The 18,973-nt window shown below is 65.2% G+C and carries 12 protein-coding genes; 10 read left to right on the forward strand and 2 right to left on the reverse strand.

What is annotated here, in order from left to right; genetic code table 11:
• Positions 1-3: 3 nt before the first annotated feature.
• Genes ABIA90_RS14230 through ABIA90_RS14240 form a run of 3 tightly spaced genes read left to right on the forward strand, consistent with a single transcriptional unit; the run spans position 4 to position 3,475 of the window.
• A complete protein-coding gene (locus ABIA90_RS14230; RefSeq protein ID WP_063983421.1) occupies positions 4-1,209 on the forward strand; it encodes an amino acid ABC transporter permease in 1,206 nt (401 codons plus the stop codon).
• Positions 1,206-2,726, forward strand: coding sequence for an amino acid ABC transporter permease (locus ABIA90_RS14235; protein WP_354118291.1), 1,521 nt, complete (start codon positions 1,206-1,208; stop codon positions 2,724-2,726). Before ABIA90_RS14230 ends, ABIA90_RS14235 begins: the two co-directional genes overlap by 4 nt.
• An 11-nt stretch (positions 2,727-2,737) precedes the next feature.
• The gene (locus ABIA90_RS14240) at positions 2,738-3,475 is read left to right on the forward strand and encodes an amino acid ABC transporter ATP-binding protein (RefSeq protein ID WP_063983419.1); all 738 of its coding nucleotides are present in this window, start codon (positions 2,738-2,740) and stop codon (positions 3,473-3,475) included.
• 172 nt (positions 3,476-3,647) lie between these two features.
• Here the strand turns inward: ABIA90_RS14240 and ABIA90_RS14245 are convergent, their stop codons facing one another.
• Complete coding sequence (locus tag ABIA90_RS14245) at positions 3,648-4,682, reverse strand: cysteine synthase A (RefSeq protein ID WP_354118290.1); 1,035 nt, start codon at positions 4,680-4,682, stop codon at positions 3,648-3,650.
• A gap of 96 nt (positions 4,683-4,778) precedes the next feature.
• Positions 4,779-6,008 (reverse strand): SAM-dependent methyltransferase, encoded by a 1,230-nt coding sequence (locus ABIA90_RS14250; protein ID WP_063986386.1) that lies wholly within the window; start codon positions 6,006-6,008, stop codon positions 4,779-4,781.
• A 648-nt stretch (positions 6,009-6,656) separates the two neighbouring features.
• On the opposite strand from ABIA90_RS14250, the gene ABIA90_RS14255 reads away from it, so the two are divergent.
• From ABIA90_RS14255 to ABIA90_RS14285, 7 genes are all read left to right on the forward strand, one after another.
• The gene (locus ABIA90_RS14255; protein ID WP_502916627.1) at positions 6,657-8,108 is read left to right on the forward strand and encodes an efflux transporter outer membrane subunit; all 1,452 of its coding nucleotides are present in this window, start codon (positions 6,657-6,659) and stop codon (positions 8,106-8,108) included.
• Positions 8,098-9,498, forward strand: coding sequence for an efflux RND transporter periplasmic adaptor subunit (locus ABIA90_RS14260; protein ID WP_354118288.1), 1,401 nt, complete (start codon positions 8,098-8,100; stop codon positions 9,496-9,498). The genes ABIA90_RS14255 and ABIA90_RS14260 overlap by 11 nt, the downstream gene beginning before the upstream one ends.
• A 36-nt stretch (positions 9,499-9,534) precedes the next feature.
• A complete protein-coding gene (locus tag ABIA90_RS14265; RefSeq protein ID WP_354118287.1) occupies positions 9,535-12,684 on the forward strand; it encodes an efflux RND transporter permease subunit in 3,150 nt (1,049 codons plus the stop codon).
• Entirely contained in the window at positions 12,684-15,788 is a 3,105-nt protein-coding gene (locus ABIA90_RS14270; protein WP_354118286.1) for an efflux RND transporter permease subunit, read from the forward strand. Before ABIA90_RS14265 ends, ABIA90_RS14270 begins: the two co-directional genes overlap by 1 nt.
• A gap of 276 nt (positions 15,789-16,064) precedes the next feature.
• On the forward strand, positions 16,065-16,814 hold the full coding sequence (locus ABIA90_RS14275; protein WP_354118285.1) for a class I SAM-dependent methyltransferase: 750 nt from the start codon (positions 16,065-16,067) through the stop codon (positions 16,812-16,814).
• Positions 16,815-17,324: 510 nt separating this feature from the next.
• On the forward strand, positions 17,325-18,059 hold the full coding sequence (locus ABIA90_RS14280) for a tRNA-uridine aminocarboxypropyltransferase (RefSeq protein ID WP_354118284.1): 735 nt from the start codon (positions 17,325-17,327) through the stop codon (positions 18,057-18,059).
• A gap of 67 nt (positions 18,060-18,126) precedes the next feature.
• Positions 18,127-18,972: an ABC transporter permease gene (locus tag ABIA90_RS14285; protein WP_502916626.1), complete on the forward strand. Its 846-nt coding sequence runs from the start codon at positions 18,127-18,129 to the stop codon at positions 18,970-18,972.
• Position 18,973: the final 1 nt, after the last annotated feature.

Consider the following 18,973-nt stretch of genomic DNA (forward strand, 5'->3'; position numbering starts at 1 on the left):
GCGATGAGCACCGAGGCTCGAAAACCGCCGGCCCAGATCGCGCTGAAGATCAGGCGCGTTCTGGGCGGCAAGGCAGGCTGGAACGGCGTCGCCGTCCAGTTTGCCTTCGCGGCGATCCTGGGCTGGATTGGCTATGAGATCGTTTCCAACGCCCGGGCCAACCTCGAAAACCAGCACATTGCCGCCGGCTTCGGCTTCCTCCGGAACAATGCCGGCTTCGACGTCAACCAGACCCTGATCTCCTACACCGGCTCGGACACGTTCCTGCGCGTGTTCGTGGTCGGGCTTTTGAACACGCTCGTGGTCTCGGTGGTAGGCATCTTCTTCGCCACCGTGATCGGCTTCATCGTCGCGCTGTGCCGGCTGTCGCCCAACTGGCTGTTGTCGCGCGTCGGCGAGATCTATGTCGAGATCGGCCGCAATCTGCCGGTGCTGTTCCAGATCCTGTTCTGGTATCTGGCGGTGCTCGCGGCCCTGCCAAATCCCCGGCAGAGCATTTCGCTGCTGGGCATCGCCTTCATCAGCAACCGTGGGCTCGTCATTCCGCGCCCGATCGGCGAGGGCGGCTTCGAGCCGTTCCTGGCGATGCTGGTCCTCGGCATCGTCGCTTCGCTGGTTTTGCGCTTCTATGCGCGGCGGGCGCTATTTCAGCGCGGTCAGATGATCCGGATCTGGCCCTATGTGCTGGGCCTGCTGTTCGGGCTGCCGCTCGCGGCCGTGCTGGTGTTCGGCCTGCCCTTCACCTTCGAGCTGCCGCAGCTCAAGGGGTTCAATTTTGCCGGCGGCTCAAGAGTCATCCCGGAATTCGTGGCGCTGACGCTGGCGCTGTCGACCTATACCGCGGCCTTCATCGCCGAGATCGTGCGCGCCGGCATCCTGTCCGTCCACTCCGGTCAGATGGAAGCGGGATCCTCGCTGGGGCTGAGCCGCGGCACTACGTTGCGCCTGATCGTCGTGCCGCAGGCGATGCGCGTGATCGTGCCGCCGCTGACCAACCAGTATCTCAACCTCACCAAGAACTCTTCGCTGGCGGTCGCGATCGGCTATCCCGACCTCGTCTCGGTGTTCGCCGGCACGTCGCTGAGCCAGACCGGGCAGGCGATCGAGATCATTGCCATGACGATGGGCGTCTACCTCCTGATCTCGCTGCTCACGAGCGCCGTCATGAGCGTCTACGGTTGGCGCGTCAGCCGGAGTCTGGGCGCATGAGCGACATCATCTCGTCCGCCTATGTCCGCCGGGACCTGCTCACCGAGCGTCCCGCGCCGGTCAAGACCACGGGCTTCATCGGCCTGATGCGCACGCGCCTGTTCAATTCGCCGACCAACATTTTGCTCACCATCGTCGGCGCCTTGCTGCTCTGGTTCACCGTCATTCCTGCCGTCAAGTTCCTGATGGTCGATGCGGTCTGGACCGGCAAGGATCGCACGGCGTGCCTGACCGAGAATGCCGGCTTTACGGTCGGCGCCTGCTGGCCTTTCATCCAGGCCAAGCTGCCGCAATTGATCTACGGCTTCTATCCCGAGGCCGAGCGCTGGCGGGTCAACCTTTCGCTGATCCTGGCGGCGGCTCTGCTTCTGCCGCTGCTCATTCCGCGCCTGCCGGCGAAGGGACTGAACGCCGGTCTGTTCTTCTTCGCCTTTCCAGTCGTTGCATTCTTTCTGTTGCACGGCGGCGGGATCACCGGGTTTGGCCTGAGCTGGACGGCCGGCCTGCTGCAATTGTTCGACGACAGCATCATCGGCGCCGGGCAGGCTCTGCTCAGTCTCGCCAAGACCTCAGCCATCGCACCGCTCTTCTGGCTGGCCGGCAATCTCATCGTGCTGGTCGGCAGCGCGATCTACTGGCTGATCTTTCCGCTGACCTGGCTCCGTGACCAGCTCCAGGGAACGGGCCAGTCGGTCTGGGCCGATTTCGCCATCACGGCGGCGGTCGTCTCCCTGATCGCCTTCGTCGTCGGTGGCGGCGTTCGCACCGGCGGCCGGGCGCTGACATCCAGCATCGGCACCTTCATCGCGATCGCGGTCGTGATCAAGCTGATGGGGCTCGATCACGGCGGCCTGCCGGTCGTGACCACGAATCTGTGGGGCGGGCTCCTGGTGACGCTGGTGGTCTCGGTGACCGGCATCGTCACCTCGCTGCCGGTCGGCATCGCGCTGGCGCTCGGCCGCCGCTCGACCATTCCGCTGATCCGGATCTTCTCGATCGCCTTCATCGAGTTCTGGCGCGGCGTGCCGCTGATCACCGTGCTGTTCTTCGCGACCTACATGCTGCCTTTGTTCCTGCCGGGCAATTTCACGGTCGACGGTCTGGTGCGCGCGCTGATCGGCATTTCGCTGTTCACGGGCGCCTATCAGGCCGAGAACGTCCGCGGCGGGTTGGCCGCGATCCCGCGCGGGCAGGGCGAAGCGGCGGCCGCTCTGGGCCTGTCCTGGTGGAAGACGACCTCGCTGATCGTGCTGCCGCAGGCGCTGCGCCACGTCATTCCGAACCTCGTCAACAGCTTCATCTCGCTGTTCAAGGACACGTCGCTGGTCTCGATCGTGGCGCTGTTCGACCTGCTGGGCTCGCTCAGGGCGTCGTTCTCGGATCCGAAATGGTCGACGCCGTCGACCGCGTTCACCGGCTTTGCCTTCGCCGGGATCATCTACTTCATCTTCTGCTTTGGAATGTCGCGCTACTCGCTCTTCGTCGAGCACCGCCTCAACGCTCACCGTCGCAACTGATCGAGGTCATCATGTCCGACCCCATCGTCAAGATTTCCGGCCTCAACAAATGGTACGGCGAGTTCCACGTGCTGCGCGACATCGACCTCGAGGTCAAGAAGGGCGAGCGCATCGTGATCTGCGGCCCCTCGGGCTCGGGCAAGTCGACGTTGATCCGCTGCATCAACGCGCTCGAGGAATTCCAGGAGGGCGAGATCGTCGTCGACGGCATCGAGCTCGGGCCGAACCTGAAGCACGTCGATGCGGTCCGCCGCGAGGTCGGCATGGTGTTCCAGAGCTTCAACCTGTTCCCGCATCTGACCGTGCTGGAGAACTGCACGCTGGCGCCGATCTGGGTGCGCAATATCCCGAAGAGGGACGCCGAGGTCAACGCGATGAAATTCCTGGAGCGGGTCAAGATCCCGCACCAGGCCAATAAGTTTCCCGGACAGATGTCCGGCGGCCAGCAACAGCGCGTCGCGATCGCACGCGCGCTGACGATGAACCCCAAGGTGATGCTGTTCGACGAGCCGACCTCGGCGCTCGACCCCGAAATGGTCAAGGAAGTGCTCGACACCATGGTCGACCTCGCCGAGGAGGGCATGACCATGCTGGTTGTCACCCACGAAATGGGCTTCGCTCGCGAGGTCGCCAACCGCGTCGTGTTCATGGATGCGGGCCAAATCATCGAGGCCAATACGCCGAACGAGTTCTTCGCCGCTCCCCAGCACGCGCGGACCAAGCTGTTCTTGAGCCAGATCTTGCGGTGAAGCGAGCTGCCGTAGGGTGGGCAAAAGCGCGTCGCGCCGTGCCCACCATCCCTCGGCGATCGCGGCAAGCATGGTGGGCACGCTGACGCTTTGCCCACCCTACGGCTGCGGCACCGCGGCTTGCTCAATTTGAGCCGGACTTCGTAATCCGGGCGGCCGCAACCCTCCCGGCCTAGACGAACGGCGGCTTGATGTTGCTGCGCTTCTCCAGCCATTCCGGCACCGGCAGGTTCTTGGCGCGCATGAAGTCGGCATTGAACAGCTTCGACTGATAGCGGCTGCCGGAATCGCAGAGCACGGTGACGATGGTCTTGCCGGGTCCGAGCTGTTTCGCGAGTCGTATCGCGCCGGCGATGTTGATGCCGGTGGAACCGCCGAGGCACAGGCCTTCGTGCTGGAGCAGCTCGTAGATCACCGTGACGGCTTCCGCGTCGGGAACGAGATAGGCGTCATCCACCTTTGCGCTCTCGACGATTGCGGTCGCACGGTTGAGGCCGATACCTTCCGTGATCGAGCCGCCCGGCGTCGCCTTGGCGTCGCCGCTCCGGAAATATTCGAACATGCCGGCGCCATGCGGATCGGCGCAGGCGATCCGGACGTCCTTGTTCTTCTCTTTCAGATAGCGGCTGACGCCGGCGAGCGTGCCGCCGCTGCCGACTGAGCAGACGAAGCCGCCGACCTTGCCGCCGGTCTGCTCCCAGATCTCGGGACCCGTCGACTCGTAGTGCGCCTTCGCATTGTCGAGGTTGTTCCACTGGTCTGCGAACAGCACGCCATTGGGCTCGGTCTTGCGCAGTTCGTCGGCGAGCCGGCGGCCGACATGCTGATAATTGTTGGGATTGGCATAGGGCAGGGCCGGCACCTCGATCAGCTCGGCGCCGCACAGCTTCAGAAAATCCTTCTTCTCCTGGCTTTGCGTCTCCGGGATCACGATCAGCGTGCGGTAGCCGCGCGCGCTCGCCACGACCGCGAGGCCGATTCCGGTGTTGCCGGCGGTCGCCTCCACCACGAGACCGCCCGGCTTGAGCTCGCCGCGCTTCTCGGCCTCCAGGATCATCCATTTGCCGGCGCGGTCCTTCACCGACTGGCCTGGATTCATGAACTCGGCCTTGCCCAGAATGGTGCAGCCGGTCAGTTCGGAGGCGCGCTTGAGCTTGATGAGCGGGGTGTTGCCGATGGCTTCGACAACGTCATTTTTGATGGTCATGTCAGGCAATTACCGGCTGGATCATAGGGTGGGCGCGACCCTAAAGTAGGGTGGCGGGCCTTACAAGCGACCCTTGCAAGCCGAGCCCGCAAAGCCTTATTGCTGCTTTGCGAAGATGACTTGCCGGACGTCGATATTCCCGGACAGGAATCCGGCCTCGCAATAGGACAGGTAATACTCCCACAGCCGCCGGAACCGGTCGTCGAAGCCGAGCGGCACGAGGCCCGGCCAGGCCGTCTGGAAGTTATTCCGCCAAGTGGCCAGCGTCTTGGCATAATCCTGCCCGAAGATGCGCTCGCGAATGACGGGCAGGCCGAACCTGTCACCGAGCGACTTGAGCACGGCGGGCGAGGGCAGCATGCCGCCGGGAAAGACGTAGCGCTGGATGAAGTCCACCTCGCGCCGGTAGCTCTGGAACAGCCTGTCCTGGATGGTGATCGCCTGGATGCCGGCGAGGCCGCCGGGCAGCAGCCGGTCCCGCAACTGGGCGAAATATTTCGGCCAGAACTGCTCGCCGACGGCCTCGATCATCTCGATCGAGGCGATGCGGTCGTAGCGGTCGCATTCGTCGCGATAATCCTGAAGACGGATCTCGACCTTGTCGGCAAGGCCCGCCTCGTGAATGCGCTTTTGCGCAAAATCGCGCTGCTCGGTCGAGATCGTGAGGCCCACCACGCGCGTGCCGAAGGTCTTTGCGGCGAACTCGGCGAAGCCGCCCCAACCGCAGCCGATCTCGAGCAGCGTCTGGTCCGGCTTCAGGTCGAGCGCCTCGGCGAGCCGGCGGTATTTGTTGGTCTGGGCTGCCGTGAGATCGGAGGTACTCTCCTCGAACAGCGCCGAGGAATAGGTCATGCCGGGATCGAGCCAGGCCGAATAGAACGCGTTGCCGATGTCGTAATGGGCATGGATGTTGCGCCGCGCCTGACGGCGGGTGTTGCGGTTGAACCAGTGCTGCAGCAGCTGGACGAACCGCATCAGCGGCTTGTCGTTCAGCATGGCCTGGATCAGATCGTGATTGACGCAGAACAGGTAGAGGAATTGCGTCAGGTCCGGCGTATCCCAGTCGCCGGCGAGATAGGCCTCCGCGATGCCGATGTCGCCGCCGTTGATGAGGCGCGACGCGAAGCCGTAATTGTGCAGCCGCATCGCCGCATTCGGGCCCGGCTCCTGGCCGCCGAGGCGGATCACGCGTCCGTCGGGCAGGGTGACGTCGAGCGTTCCTCGCCGCAGCCGCGCGCCAAAACTGAGTGCGAGCCGAACGATGCGCGGCAGATCGGCAAGCACTGTGTCTATGGTGTCTGACGTCACCGAGATGGTATGCGACATCGGCAGATCCATCACCTGAACGGATACTGTCCGACCGCGAGCCAGGCGCCCCCATACGCCTCATATCGCTGGACCCGAGGGCGCCCCGCAAACGGTCAGCGTCGAATCATGCGCATGATATAGGTGTGCGCTGCGCCGGTCGCCAAGGGGCTGGCGGGGTACCTCCGGCAGTCCACCGCCGTGTGCACAGCGCAATTGCGGGCCAGCACCCGATCATAGCGCGCCGTGCGCTCAGCCAAGGCCGGGGAAGCTGCGGTGCGCCGCGGCGCAGGTTTCGGTGGAGCGCCTGGCGGGACCGGTAGCCCTGGCGTCGGCGTGGCGGCAATATCACATGAAATCTTGGTAAGCTTGAATGCGCCTCGGAGCGAGGTTGGAATACAAAAAAGCCCTGTGACACAGGTATATTTTGTATTTGCGTGAGTTCGACATCGACGCATTCGAGGCCGCATTTCGCAGGTGCGGGACTGTCCCCCTGTTCCGCGCCCCGCTAGTATGAACTTCAGGTTCCGCAGAAAGCATCACGGCTGTGAACGAGTTACACAAACGCCCCCGGCCGTTCCGCCACGAATCGGTTAATCCGGCTCTGCGGTGGCGGATCTATCTGCCCGGCGGGGGGTGGATGTGACACAGGATGGTCCTGCGGTCGCCATGAGGCGATCTCCCGGCCTTACGTTCCGGGCGTCGCGTGTGGTGCGATGGGCTGCCGTGGCGTGCCTTGCCGCCAGTTCAGGCGCCTGCGTGCTGACGCAGGATTTGCCCGATCCCGCACTCGATGTTCCCACGCAGTACAAATACGCGGGCAAGCCGGATGCGCCGCCGTCGCTGGATTGGTGGCGCGGCTTTCGCTCCGCGGAGCTGACGCAACTGATGGAGGAGGCGCAGACCGTCAATCTCGACATCGCCGCCGCCGTCGCGCGCATCGTCCAGGCCGACGCCCAGGCGCGGCAAGCGGGCGCTGCGCTGCTGCCGAGCCTGTCGGGCGGCGGATCGGAAACCTATTCACGCACCTCGGGTTCGAGCGCCTCGGGCCTGTCCATCGGCGGCCGCGAGGTCGTCAACTATTCGGCGTCGCTGAGCGCGAGCTACCAGCTCGACTTCTGGGGCCAGAACCGCGATGCGCTGCAAACGGCGGAAGAGACGGCGAATGCCAACCGTTTCGATCGTGACGTCGTCGCCCTGACGACGCTCGCCGGCGTCGCCAACGCCTATTTCCAGGTGCTGGCCTCGCAGGATCGCCTGCGTACCGCCCAGAGCAACATCGCCAGCGCGCAGCGCATCCTCGATGCGATCCGCGAGCGCCGTAAGGCCGGCACCGGCACCGACCTCGACGTCGCCCAGCAAGAGAGCGTGGTCGCCAACCAGAAGGCGCTGGTGCCGCCGCTGCGCCAGACGCTCGACCAGAACGTCAACGCGCTCGCCGTGCTGGTGTCGCGGCCGCCGGAGAGCGTGCGGGTGCTCGGCGGCTCGCTGAACAAGATCGCGATCCCGCGCGTCACGCCCGGCCTGCCGTCGGAGCTTTTGACGCAGCGGCCCGACATCCGCCGCCAGGAGGCACAGCTCGCTTCGGCGACCGCGAACATCGGCAATGCCCGCGCGCAGTTCTTTCCGACGATCCAGCTCACCGGCAATGGCGGCTATCAGAGCTCGGCGCTGGTCTCGCTGTTCCAGCCGCATGCGGCCTTCTTCCAGCTCGTCGGCAGCGCCACGCAGCCGATCTTCGACGGCGGCAAGATCCTCGGCAATTTCGAATTCGCCAAGGCGCGGCAGGACGAGTTGCTCCAGACCTACCGCAAGACCATCATCCAGTCGTTTGCGGACGTCGACAACGCGCTGTATTCGATCAAGCAGACCACGATCAAGCTACAATTGCAGCGCGATGTCGTTACCTCGTCGAAGCGCGCCTTCGATCTCGCCGAGCAGCAATTGCGCGCCGGCACGGCCGACATCGTGACTGTGCTGAACGTCCAGCAGACACTATTTCAGGCCGAAGATGCGTTGTGGCAGGCCCAACTCGCTCGGCTTCTCGCCATCGTCAGCCTGTATCAGGCGCTCGGCGGCGGCTGGGAGCCGCGAATGGAGAAACCGGTCAATGCTCTTTAAGCCGGATACGAAGGAAGGCGCGAAAGAAGGGACGGCGAAGAAATCGCGCGGCCGCGGCTTCGTCATGACCCTGATCACGCTCGCCATCCTTGGCGGGCTCGGCTATTTCGGCTGGACCGTCTGGCACCAGCAGCCGCAGCAGGCGAATGGCCGCAACCAACGGCCCGATCTGCCTGTGCCGGTGCTGGCGGCGACGCCCCGCATCCAGGACGTCCCGGTCTATCTCGACGGCGTGGGAGCGATCCGCGCGCTCAACACCGTGACCGTGCGCTCGCAGGTCGACGGCAAGCTGATCGCCGTGAAATTCACCGAGGGCCAGGACGTCAAGAAGGGTGACGTGCTCGGCGAGATTGATCCCGCGCTCTACCAGGCGACGTACGACCAGGCCGTCGCCAAGAAGGCGCAGGACGAGGCGCAGCTCGCCAACCAGCGCATCGATCTCACGCGCTACGAGCAGTTGGCTGCTTCCAACGCGGGCTCCAAGCAGCAGGCCGACACCCAGCGCGCCGCGGTCGCACAAACCGAGGCGCTGGTCAAAGCCGACCAGGCCGCGATCGACAATGCGGCGGCGACGTTGAGCTACACCAAGATCGTGGCGCCGCTTTCGGGCCGCGCCGGCCTGCGGCAGGTCGACCAGGGCAACATCATCCACGCCGCCGACGCCACGGGCCTCCTGGTGATCACGCAATTGCAGCCGATCGCGGTGTGGTTTAGCCTGCCGCAGCAGCAGATCATGCGCGTCAACGCAGCGGCGTCGAAGGGCACGCTCGCCGTCGACGTGTTCGGCAATGACGGCATCACCGTGATCGACACCGGCAAGCTCACCGGCATCGACAACCAGGTCGACCAGACCACCGGCACGCTCAAGCTCAAGGCCGAATTCCCCAACGCCAATTACCAGCTCTGGCCGGGCCAGTTCGTCAATGTCCGCCTCAAGGTCGAGACCTTGATGCAGGCGCTGGTGGTGCCGACATCGGCGGTGCAGCGCGGACCGATCGGCACCTTCAGCTACGTCATCGGCGAGGACAATGTCGTCTCCGCCAAGCCGGTGACCGTGACCCAGCAGAACGAGCATGACGCCGTCATTGCCAGCGGCTTGTCGCCGACCGACAAGGTCGTCACGACGGGCTTTGCCAATCTGTCCGACGGGTCCAAGGTGGTCGTCGGCCGCGATGACCAGACACCGTCGGCCGATCTCGCCCCGCGCAAGCGCACGCGCGGCCCGGATGGCCAGAAGAAGGATGGGCAGGCCAAGGACGGGCAAAAGGACGGACAGGGCAAGGACGGCGAGCACCGCGCGAAACGGAGCAGCAGCGAAGGCGACCAGAAGGGGCAGACCGGACCGGCACCGGGGCCGGGGGCATCGGGACCTGGAGCCAAGCAGCCATGATCCCGACAACAGCCGCCTGAGCGGCAGGCACATCCCATGGGCGTCTCCGAACCCTTCATCCGCCGCCCGATCGCGACCTCGCTGCTCGGCATCGCCCTGCTGATCGGGGGCGCGCTCGGCTATTTCTCGCTGCCGGTCTCGGCGCTGCCGCAGGTCGACTTCCCGACCGTGCAGGTGACGACGCAGCTGCCGGGCGCCAGTCCCGACGTGATCGCCTCGCTGATCACCGCGCCGCTGGAGCGGCAGCTCGGCCAGATCCCGTCGCTGTCGGCGATGAACTCGACGAGCTCGTTCGGCGTCAGCCAGATCTCGCTTCAGTTCGATCTCAACCGCGACATCGACGGCGCGACCCAGGACGTGCAGGCCGCGATCAACGCGGCGGCCGGCGTGCTGCCCAAGACGCTGCCTTATCCGCCGACCTACGCCAAGGTGAACCCGGCGGACGCACCGGTGATGACGCTGGCGCTTCGCTCCGACACGATCTCGCTGCGGGCGATGAGCGACATCGCCGACACGCTTCTGGCGCAGCGGCTGAGCCAGATCTCCGGCGTCGGTCGGGTCTCGGTGCTGGGTGGGCTGAAGCCGGCCGTGCGCATCCAGGCGGATCTGGCGCGCCTCGCCGCCTATGGCATCGCCATGGAGGATCTGCGCACCGCGATCTCCAATGCCAACGTCTCCGGACCAAAAGGCTCGCTCGACGGCGCGCAGCAATCCTACCTCATCGCCGCCAACGACCAGATCGCCGCCGCCGACGCCTACAAGCCTGTTATCATCGCCTACCGCAACGGCTCGCCGGTTACGATCGGCGACGTCGCGCAGATCGTGGATGGCCTCGAGAACGACCGCACCGGCGGCTGGTACCAGGGCACGCCGGCGGTCATCATCGACATCCAGCGCCAGCCCGGCGCCAACGTCATCGATGTCGTCAGCCAGATCCGGGCGGAAATCCCAAAGGTCCAGCGCGCCATTCCGGCCGGCGTGAACCTCACCATCGTCTCCGACCGTACCGTCACCATCCGCGCCTCCGTCCGCGACGTGCAGTTCACCCTGATCCTCAGCGTCGTCTTGGTGACGCTGGTGGTGCTGTTGTTCCTGCGCTCGCTGCGGGCCACGCTGATCGCGGGTGTCGCGCTGCCGCTGTCGCTGATCACCAGCTTCGGCATCATGTATTTCGCCGGCTTCAGCCTCGACAATCTGTCGCTGATGGCGCTCACCATCGGCACCGGATTCGTCGTCGACGACGCCATCGTCATGATCGAGAACATCGTCCGCCACATGGAGAACGGCGATAGCGCGATGGAGGCCTCGCTGAAGGGGGCCAGCGAAATCGGCTTCACCGTGATCTCGCTGACGGTGTCGCTGATCGCGGTGTTCATCCCGCTGCTGTTCATGTCCGGCCTCGTCGGGCGCATGTTCCGCGAATTCGCGCTGACGCTGACGATCGCGGTCGTGACCTCGGCCGTGGTCTCGCTGACGCTGACGCCGATGATGTGCTCGCGGCTGCTCAAGCACGCCCATGAGGAACTGGCGGTGCCGGGATTGGCCGCGATCAGCCGCTTCATCGATAGCACCGTCGAGTTCTATCACCGGACGCTGCTCTGGGTCCTGGAACGCCAGCGCGCCACGCTGCTCGTGACGTTTGCGACCCTGGTCGCGACCCTTGTCCTCTACGTCGTCGCGCCAAAGGGCTTTTTGCCGCTTCAGGACACCGCCTCGATCACGGCGGTGACGGAGGCGGGACCCGACGTGTCGTTCACCGAGATGCAGAAGCGTCAGGCCGAGGCGGCCGATGCCATCAAGGCCGACCCTGATGTGGTCGGCGTGGTCTCGGTGATCGGGGCGGGCTCGGTCAACCCGACCACCAATGTCGGGCGCCTGGTCATGACCCTGAAGCCGCGCGGCGAGCGGCGCGACGACGTTAGCGCGGTTGTGACCCGGCTGAAGGAACGGGTGTCGGCCATCCCCGGCATGACCGTCTATTTCCAGCCGGTGCAGGACGTGCAGATCTCGACCCAGTCGAGCCGTTCGCAGTACCAGTACACGCTGACCGGGACCGACGCGACGCTGGTGTCGGAATGGGCGCGCAAGCTCGTCGCCGAGATGCGGCGCGATCCGCTGTTCCGCGACGTCTCCTCGGAGGCGCAGGAGGGCGGCCTGCGGGCCCAGCTCGACGTGGACCGGACCCGGGCCGGACAGCTCGGCGTGAGCCTGCAAGGAATCACCGACACGCTCAACGACGCGTTCGCGCAGCGGCAGATCTCGACCATCTACGGCCAGGCCAACCAGTACCGCGTGGTGCTGGAGGCGCTGCCGATGTACCAGCGCGATCCCTCGATCCTGTCGAAGCTGTATCTGCCGGGCGCGGCGAGCAGCATCGTGGGCGCGCCCAACGCCCAGGTGCCTCTTTCCGCCGTGGCGACGCTGAAGCGCACCACGGCGCCGCTCGCGATCTCGCACCAGGCGCAGTTCCCGTCGATCTCGCTCAGCTTCAACCTCGCCCCGGGCGCCGCGCTCGGCGATGCCGTCGAGGCAGTGAAGACGATCGAGACCCGGATCGAGATGCCCAACAGCATCGTCGGCGTCTATGCCGGCGATGCCGCCGAATTTGCCAAGGCGCTCGCCGGCCAGCCCTGGCTGCTGCTCGCCGCCGTGATCACGATCTACATCGTGCTGGGCGTGCTCTATGAGAGCTACATCCACCCGATCACCATCCTGTCGACGCTGCCTTCGGCCGGCGTCGGCGCGATCCTGGCGCTGATGCTGTGCGGGCAGGACCTCTCGGTGATCGGCCTGATCGGCATCATCCTGCTGATGGGCATCGTCAAGAAGAACGCGATCATGATGATCGACTTCGCGCTCGAGGCCGAGCGCAGGCAGGGGATGTCGCCGAACGAGGCGATCGTGCAGGCCTGTCTCTTGCGCTTCCGTCCGATCATGATGACGACGCTGGCGGCGCTGTTCGGCGCGCTGCCGCTCGCGATCGAGAGCGGCACCGGCGCCGAGCTGCGCTTTCCGCTCGGCATCTCCATCATTGGCGGCCTGCTGCTGAGCCAGCTTTTGACGCTCTACACCACGCCCGTGATCTACCTGGCGCTCGACCGCATCAACCGCCGCCTCGAGCAGGCGCTGCCGCCGGCTGAATCCGGCGGCCCGCCGGTCGCAGGCGCGACCGAGGGGATGCAGTGATGGCATCGATCTCGGAGCCCTTCATCCGCCGCCCCGTCGCGACCACGCTGCTGTCGATCGGGTTGTTCCTGCTGGGTGTCGTCGCCTACGAGTTCCTGCCTGTCGCCTCGGTCCCGAACGTCGACTTCCCCGCCATCTTCGTGTCGGCCAGCCGGCCGGGTGCCGACCCGTCCGTCATGGCGGCGACGGTGGCCTCGCCATTGGAGCGTCGGCTCGGCGAGATCGCGGGCATCAACCAGATCACCTCGACGTCGTCGCTCGGCACGACCAGCATCCAGCTCCAGTTCGACATCGGCCGCAACATCGACAAGGCCGCACGCGACGTGCAGGCGGCGATCAACGCGGCGCTGATCGACCTGCCGAGCGACCTGCCGACGCTGCCGCGCTTCCGCAAGGCGAACACGGCCGGCGCGCCTGTTTTCGTGCTGGCGCTGACCTCGAAGACGCTGTCGGCCAGCGCGATCTACGACGTCGCCGATACCGTGCTCGCGCAGCGCATCTCGCAGGTGCCTGGTGTCGGTGACGTGACGGTGAGCGGCGCCGACCAGCCGGCGGTGCGCGTGCAGCTCAACCCCGTCGCACTCTCCAACGCCGGCATCGCCACCGACGACGTCAGGACCGCGATCATCAACGCCAACCCGCTTGGTCCCGTCGGTATCTTCAACGGCGAGCGCCAGAGCGAGACGCTGTCGCTGAACAAGCAGATGCGGACGGCGAAAGAGTTCCGCGACATCATCATCAAGAGCTCGAACGGCAATTTCGTCCGGCTGTCCGACGTGGCCAACATCGAGGACTCCGTCCGCAACGCTCGCTCCATCGCCTGGTTCAACAAGCAGCCGGCGGTGCTGATCCAGATCACCAAGCAGGGCGACGCCAACGTCATCGACACCGTCGACCGGGTGAAGGCGCTGATCCCGGCGCTGAAGCAATGGATCCCGGCGGGCGTCGATATTTCCACGCTGGTCGACCGCACCAGCACGATCCGCGCCAGCGTGCTCGACATGCAGTGGACGCTGCTGGCAACCGCTGTCCTCGTGATGGTCGTGGTGTTCGTGTTCCTGCGGCGGCTGACGCCGACGATCGCGGCTGGCATCTCGGTGCCGCTGGCGCTGGCCGGAACCTGCGCCGGGATGTGGGTCGCGGGCTTCTCGATCGACAATCTGTCGCTGATGGCGCTGGCGATCTCGGTCGGCTTCGTGGTCGACGATGCCATCGTCATGATCGAGAACATGTACCGCAATCTCGAACATGGCATGCGGCCGCTCCAGGCCGCGCTCGTTGGCGCCCGGCAGATCGGGTTCACTGTGGTCTCGATCAGCCTGTCGCTGATCGCGGCTTTCACGCCGCTGATCTTCATGGACGGCATCGTCGGCCGCCTGCTGCGCGAGTTCTCGCTGACGCTGACCTTTGCGATCCTGGTCTCGACGCTGGTGTCGCTGACGGTCACGCCGATGATCTGCGCCCATTACATCCGGCAGACCACGTCCGGCACCGCGACGCTGTTCGATCGGCTGATCGAAGGCTCGCTGTCGCGCATCGTCGCGTTCTATGCCCGCACCCTGCGCACCGTTCTGGAATTCCCGCTGCTGACGCTGCTGGTGTTCTTCGCCACCATCGGCCTTACGGTGACGCTCTACATCAAGGTCCCCAAGGGTTATTTCCCGACCGACGATTCCGGCTTCGTCATCGGCGCGACGCGCGCCTCGGCCGACATCTCGTTCCAGTCCATGCTCGGCCTGCAGCAGCGGCTCGCCGACATCGTGATGCAGGACCCGGCCGTGGCCGGCATCGGCTCGACGGTCGGCAGCGGGGGCGGGCCGGGGGGAGCGACCTCGAACCGCGGCACCATGTTCATCAGCCTGAAGCCGCCGGAGGAGCGCGACCACGTCTCGACGCAGGTCGTGATCGACCGTCTCAGGCGCGCCCTGTACCCGGTGCCCGGCATCCGCCTGTTCATGTTCGCCGCCCAGGACGTCCGCGCCGGCGGACGGCAGAGCGATTCCGACTACCAGTACACACTGACCAGCACCGACCTCAGCCTGCTCCAGAAATGGGCGCCGATCGTGGCCAAGCGCATGGAGAGCGTCGAGGGCATCACGGATATTTCGAGCGACCGCGATCCCGGCGGGCTTCAGCTCACGCTCTCGATCGACCGCCAGAAGGCCTCGGCGCTCGGCGTCAAGGTCCAGGACATCGACAACGCGCTTAACAATGCATTTTCGCAGCGGCAGATCGGGATCATCTACACCCAGCGCAACCAGTACATGACCGTGCTGGAGATCGACCCGAAATTCCAGGTCGACCCATCCAACCTAGATCGCATCTATGTCGCCGGTGCGAACGATGCGCAGGTGCCGCTGTCGGCGGTGGTGCATGCGACGCGCGGGCTCGCTGCGCTGGCGGTCTATCATTCACAGGGGTTTCCCTCGACCACGGTGTCGTTCAACCTGTTGCCGGACATGCCGCTCCAGACAGCCACCCAGAACGTGCAGCGCGCGGTCGAGGAACTGCACATGCCGGAAGGCATCCGCGGCAGTTTTGACGGCAATGCCGGTGATTTCGCCAGGACCAGCGGCCGCCAGCCGCTGCTGATCCTCGGCGCGCTGGTGGCGATGTATATCGTGCTCGGCGTGCTCTATGAGAGCCTCGCCCATCCGCTGACGATCATCTCGACACTGCCATCCGCCGGGCTCGGCGCGCTGCTCGCCTTGCAACTCACCAACACGCCGCTGACGGTGATCGCCTTCGTCGGCATCATCCTGTTGATCGGCATCGTCAAGAAGAACGGCATCATGATGGTGGACTTCGCGCTCGATGCCGAGCGCCAGCGCGGCCTGTCCTCGGCGGAGGCGATCTTCGAGGCCTGCCAGGCGCGCTTCCGCCCCATTCTGATGACGACGATGGCTGCGCTGTTCGCCGGCATTCCGCTGGTCATCGCGACCGGTCCCGGCACGGAGCTCCGCCGTCCGCTCGGCATCACCATCATCGGCGGCCTGTTCGTCTCGCAGATCCTGACGCTCTACACCACGCCCGTGATCTACCTGCTGATCGACCGCCTGCGCCGCCGCTCCGAGCCGCGCCCGCTGGCCGCACCGGCGGAATAGGCCAAGTATCGCGCACGTTCCGACACCGTCAGTCGGCTCGATCCCCTAACATTTGATGTTGTCAACTTAACATCTGTTCTCATAAAGGCTGTTACTTCTCATTTCTGTCAACAAAGCTCGTTACAGAACGGAGACGGGCGCGGCCTTCGCTCGTCGCGCCGCCCGAAGCTGTTGCATTCGAACGGAATCCCGCCCCGAGAATGTGTGACGTGCTTGGGAAACCTTGTGGGCGAGCGGAAATCGGCTGGCTCGTGTTGCTTTGGAGTGATTGGCCAAATGGCTAATACCGTCGGATCGCACTTTTTCCCGGAGATTGCGGCGGGTGGATTCTCTCGGGTCGATGGCACGATTCAGTTCTGGCAGCGGGTCGGGGCCTTGGTTGGACCGGATTCCGTCGTGCTGGACTTTGGCGCCGGGCGAGGCGCCGGCCAGAGCGAGGATTCGGTTGCCTACCGGCGCAGTCTGCGGTCGTTGAAGGGACGGGTGCGCGAGCTCGTCGGGGTGGATGTCGACCCGGCTGTCACGACCAACAAGGCGCTGGATCGGGCGTTCGTGATCACACCCGATGGAGAGCTACCGATCGCCGATCAATCCATCGACGTGATCGTATCTGATTTTGTGTTCGAGCATCTCCAGGATCCTGCCAGAGCCGCCCGTGAACTCGACCGCGTGCTCAAGCCGGGCGGCTGGATCTGCGCGCGAACGCCCAACCGCTATGGATACATCGCACTCGCCAACCGGATGATCCCCGACCAGTTGCATGCCCGCATCATCCAGTCGGCCCAGGACGACCGCAAAGGCGAGGATGTCTTCCCGGCCGTCTATCGGCTGAACACTGCCGGCGCGTTCAAACGGCATTTTCCCGCCTCCCGATACGATCTGTATGTGATCCCGTGGGACGCGGAGCCGGCCTACTATTTCGGATCGAAGCTGCTCTATTCGCTGTTGCTAGCGGTTCAGCACTGCACGCCGGCTCCGTTCAAGACGGTGTTGACGGCGTTCATGCGCAAACGCCCCGTGCCGTGAGCCCGACAGCCAAGTCACGTCGGGCTCAAGCCGCCGTACACCTCATTGCGAAGACGAAAGAGCGCACGGGACGAAAGGCCTTCGAGCGCGGAACGTCACGCAACGCAGCAGCCTTGTAGAAAGATCGTACCCTCCAAGATGTCACCAAGTCCGAGCGATAACGTCATTCGGCAGTCAACTGGACCGTGTACTACGGCCCGACCACCACACTTCATGACCATCGCCTCCCAATCCCCGCCCCAAAGCCCATGTCGACGTAGGTGCTCAGTTCTACGACACCGACCTCAGCAAGCCGATTTGGGTCGCCAACGTGGCCGCGAATGGTACTGTGGATTGGAGAGACGCTGCCGGAACGCCGGTCTAGCAGAGCGGTCGACGCATTCGACATTCCGGCGCAACGAGACCGCCTTTGGGCGGTCTTTTTGTCGTGTGCCGAGGTTCGGGGTTATGGCGGCGCCACTCCCGGCAAGAGAGTTGTTGAACCGCCGCTTCAAGCGTATAGCGGCGACCATGTCGAACCCCACAGCCGCCGCGCCGGCCGATCCGATCCCCGAATGCCCGCACTGCCAGAAGCCGATGCCGCTGTGCATCTGCGACGGTGTCACGCCCATCAAGAACCGGCTCTCGCTCCTGATCCTCCAGCACCCGCAGGAGCAGGACAGGGCGCTCGGCACCGCCCGCCTGCTTGCGAAGCACTTTGCCGATGCCACGGTGCGGGTCGGCCTGTCCTGGCCGAGCCTGTCCAAGGCGCTGGCGCGGCCGGTCGAGAACGCCTCGCACTGGGCCGTGCTCTATCTTGGCTCGGCGCGCGCGGCCGATCTGGAGGCCGAGGGCGAGATCCTGGCGCTCAACCGCAAGGGCGAAGTCGCGGAGAACCAGCGCTCGATCCTCGGCAAGCTCGAAGGCGTGGTGCTGCTCGACGGCACCTGGAGCCAGGCCAAGGCGCTGTGGTGGCGCAATCCCTGGATGCTGAAATGCCAGCGCGTCATCCTCAACCCGGCGCATCCCTCCCGATACGGACGCCTGCGCAAGGAGCCGCGGAAAGACGGGCTGTCGACCATCGAGGCGGCCGCGACCATCCTGGCCAGTCTTGAGAAGCGCCCCGATATCGCCGAGACGCTCAATGCCAGTTTTGAACGGATGTTGACGCGCTACCGCGAGGTTCAGGCCGAAATGCCGGAATTGGCACCAAAACCGCCGGTTAAGGACCGCCGGCGCGGTGTCCGGCGCAGCAAGCGCAGCTGACTCGCGCTTAAATCCTCCGTACGGTTGATTGCCCCGCGCGAGACGGGCGGGTAGAGACGATCGGCCGATGGGCCGCGAACTGTTATCTTCGCAGCATCGGATAGCCGGAAGCGGAAGGGGCAGTCGCATTCAGGCCGCGGCGAAGGAAATCCTTGCACAGGCGGCGCGGCCCGATCGCTGGGGCACGCTCGCGCTGATGGACATCTCGCTGCGTTACCGGCGCACCGTGATCGGCCCGCTCTGGATCACGCTGACGCTGGCAGCAACAATCGCAAGTGTCGGCACGGTCTACGCCGCACTGTTCAAGCAGGACATCGCCGGTTTCCTGCCGCCCTTCGCCGTCGGCCTGATCGTCTGGACCCTGATCGCGACGACGCTCCAGGAAGGCTCCAGCATCTTCGTGGCGTCGGGCTACCTGATCAAGGCCGTGCCGGCGCCGCTGATCGTGCATGTGCTCCAGATGATCGCGCGCAACGTCCTCATCTTCGCGCATCATCTGGTGATCGTGGCGCTGCTGTACATCGTGATGCCCTGGCCGCTGCATGGGAGCATGCTGCTCGCGGTGCCCGGCTTTGCGATCCTGCTGATCGTTCTGCTCGGCGGTTCGGTCGCGCTCGGCATGCTCTGCGCGCGCTTTCGCGACATAGGCACGGCCATCGTCAGCGGCCTGCAATTCATCTTCTTCCTGACGCCGATCATCTGGACCGAGGACGCCCTGCGCGGCACCACGTTCCACTGGCTGATCCGCGCCAATCCGTTCGCGACGCTGCTCGACCTCGTGCGCAGGCCGTTGCTGTCGCAGCCGACCGATCCGGGGCAGTGGCTGCTCGGGGCGATCTATGCGATCGTCGTAGCCGTCATCGCCTTCGGCTGCTACGCAAAATGCCGCCACCGCGTGGCGTATTGGCTGTGAG

It is taken from the genome of Bradyrhizobium sp. LA6.8 (assembly GCF_040547935.1).
GTDB lineage: Bacteria > Pseudomonadota > Alphaproteobacteria > Rhizobiales > Xanthobacteraceae > Bradyrhizobium > Bradyrhizobium barranii.

What these genes read in the sequence shown, in the direction of transcription:
- ABIA90_RS14230 (WP_063983421.1), top strand. Translation starts at nt 4, where the DNA reads ATGAGCACCGAGGCTCGAAAACCGCCGGCCCAGATCGCGCTGAAGATC.
- ABIA90_RS14235 (WP_354118291.1), top strand. Translation starts at nt 1,206, where the DNA reads ATGAGCGACATCATCTCGTCCGCCTATGTCCGCCGGGACCTGCTCACC.
- ABIA90_RS14240 (WP_063983419.1), top strand. Translation starts at nt 2,738, where the DNA reads ATGTCCGACCCCATCGTCAAGATTTCCGGCCTCAACAAATGGTACGGC.
- ABIA90_RS14245 (WP_354118290.1), bottom strand. Translation starts at nt 4,682, where the DNA reads ATGACCATCAAAAATGACGTTGTCGAAGCCATCGGCAACACCCCGCTC.
- ABIA90_RS14250 (WP_063986386.1), bottom strand. Translation starts at nt 6,008, where the DNA reads ATGTCGCATACCATCTCGGTGACGTCAGACACCATAGACACAGTGCTT.
- ABIA90_RS14255 (WP_502916627.1), top strand. Translation starts at nt 6,657, where the DNA reads ATGAGGCGATCTCCCGGCCTTACGTTCCGGGCGTCGCGTGTGGTGCGA.
- ABIA90_RS14260 (WP_354118288.1), top strand. Translation starts at nt 8,098, where the DNA reads ATGCTCTTTAAGCCGGATACGAAGGAAGGCGCGAAAGAAGGGACGGCG.
- ABIA90_RS14265 (WP_354118287.1), top strand. Translation starts at nt 9,535, where the DNA reads ATGGGCGTCTCCGAACCCTTCATCCGCCGCCCGATCGCGACCTCGCTG.
- ABIA90_RS14270 (WP_354118286.1), top strand. Translation starts at nt 12,684, where the DNA reads ATGGCATCGATCTCGGAGCCCTTCATCCGCCGCCCCGTCGCGACCACG.
- ABIA90_RS14275 (WP_354118285.1), top strand. Translation starts at nt 16,065, where the DNA reads ATGGCTAATACCGTCGGATCGCACTTTTTCCCGGAGATTGCGGCGGGT.
- ABIA90_RS14280 (WP_354118284.1), top strand. Translation starts at nt 17,325, where the DNA reads ATGTCGAACCCCACAGCCGCCGCGCCGGCCGATCCGATCCCCGAATGC.
- ABIA90_RS14285 (WP_502916626.1), top strand. Translation starts at nt 18,127, where the DNA reads ATGGGCCGCGAACTGTTATCTTCGCAGCATCGGATAGCCGGAAGCGGA.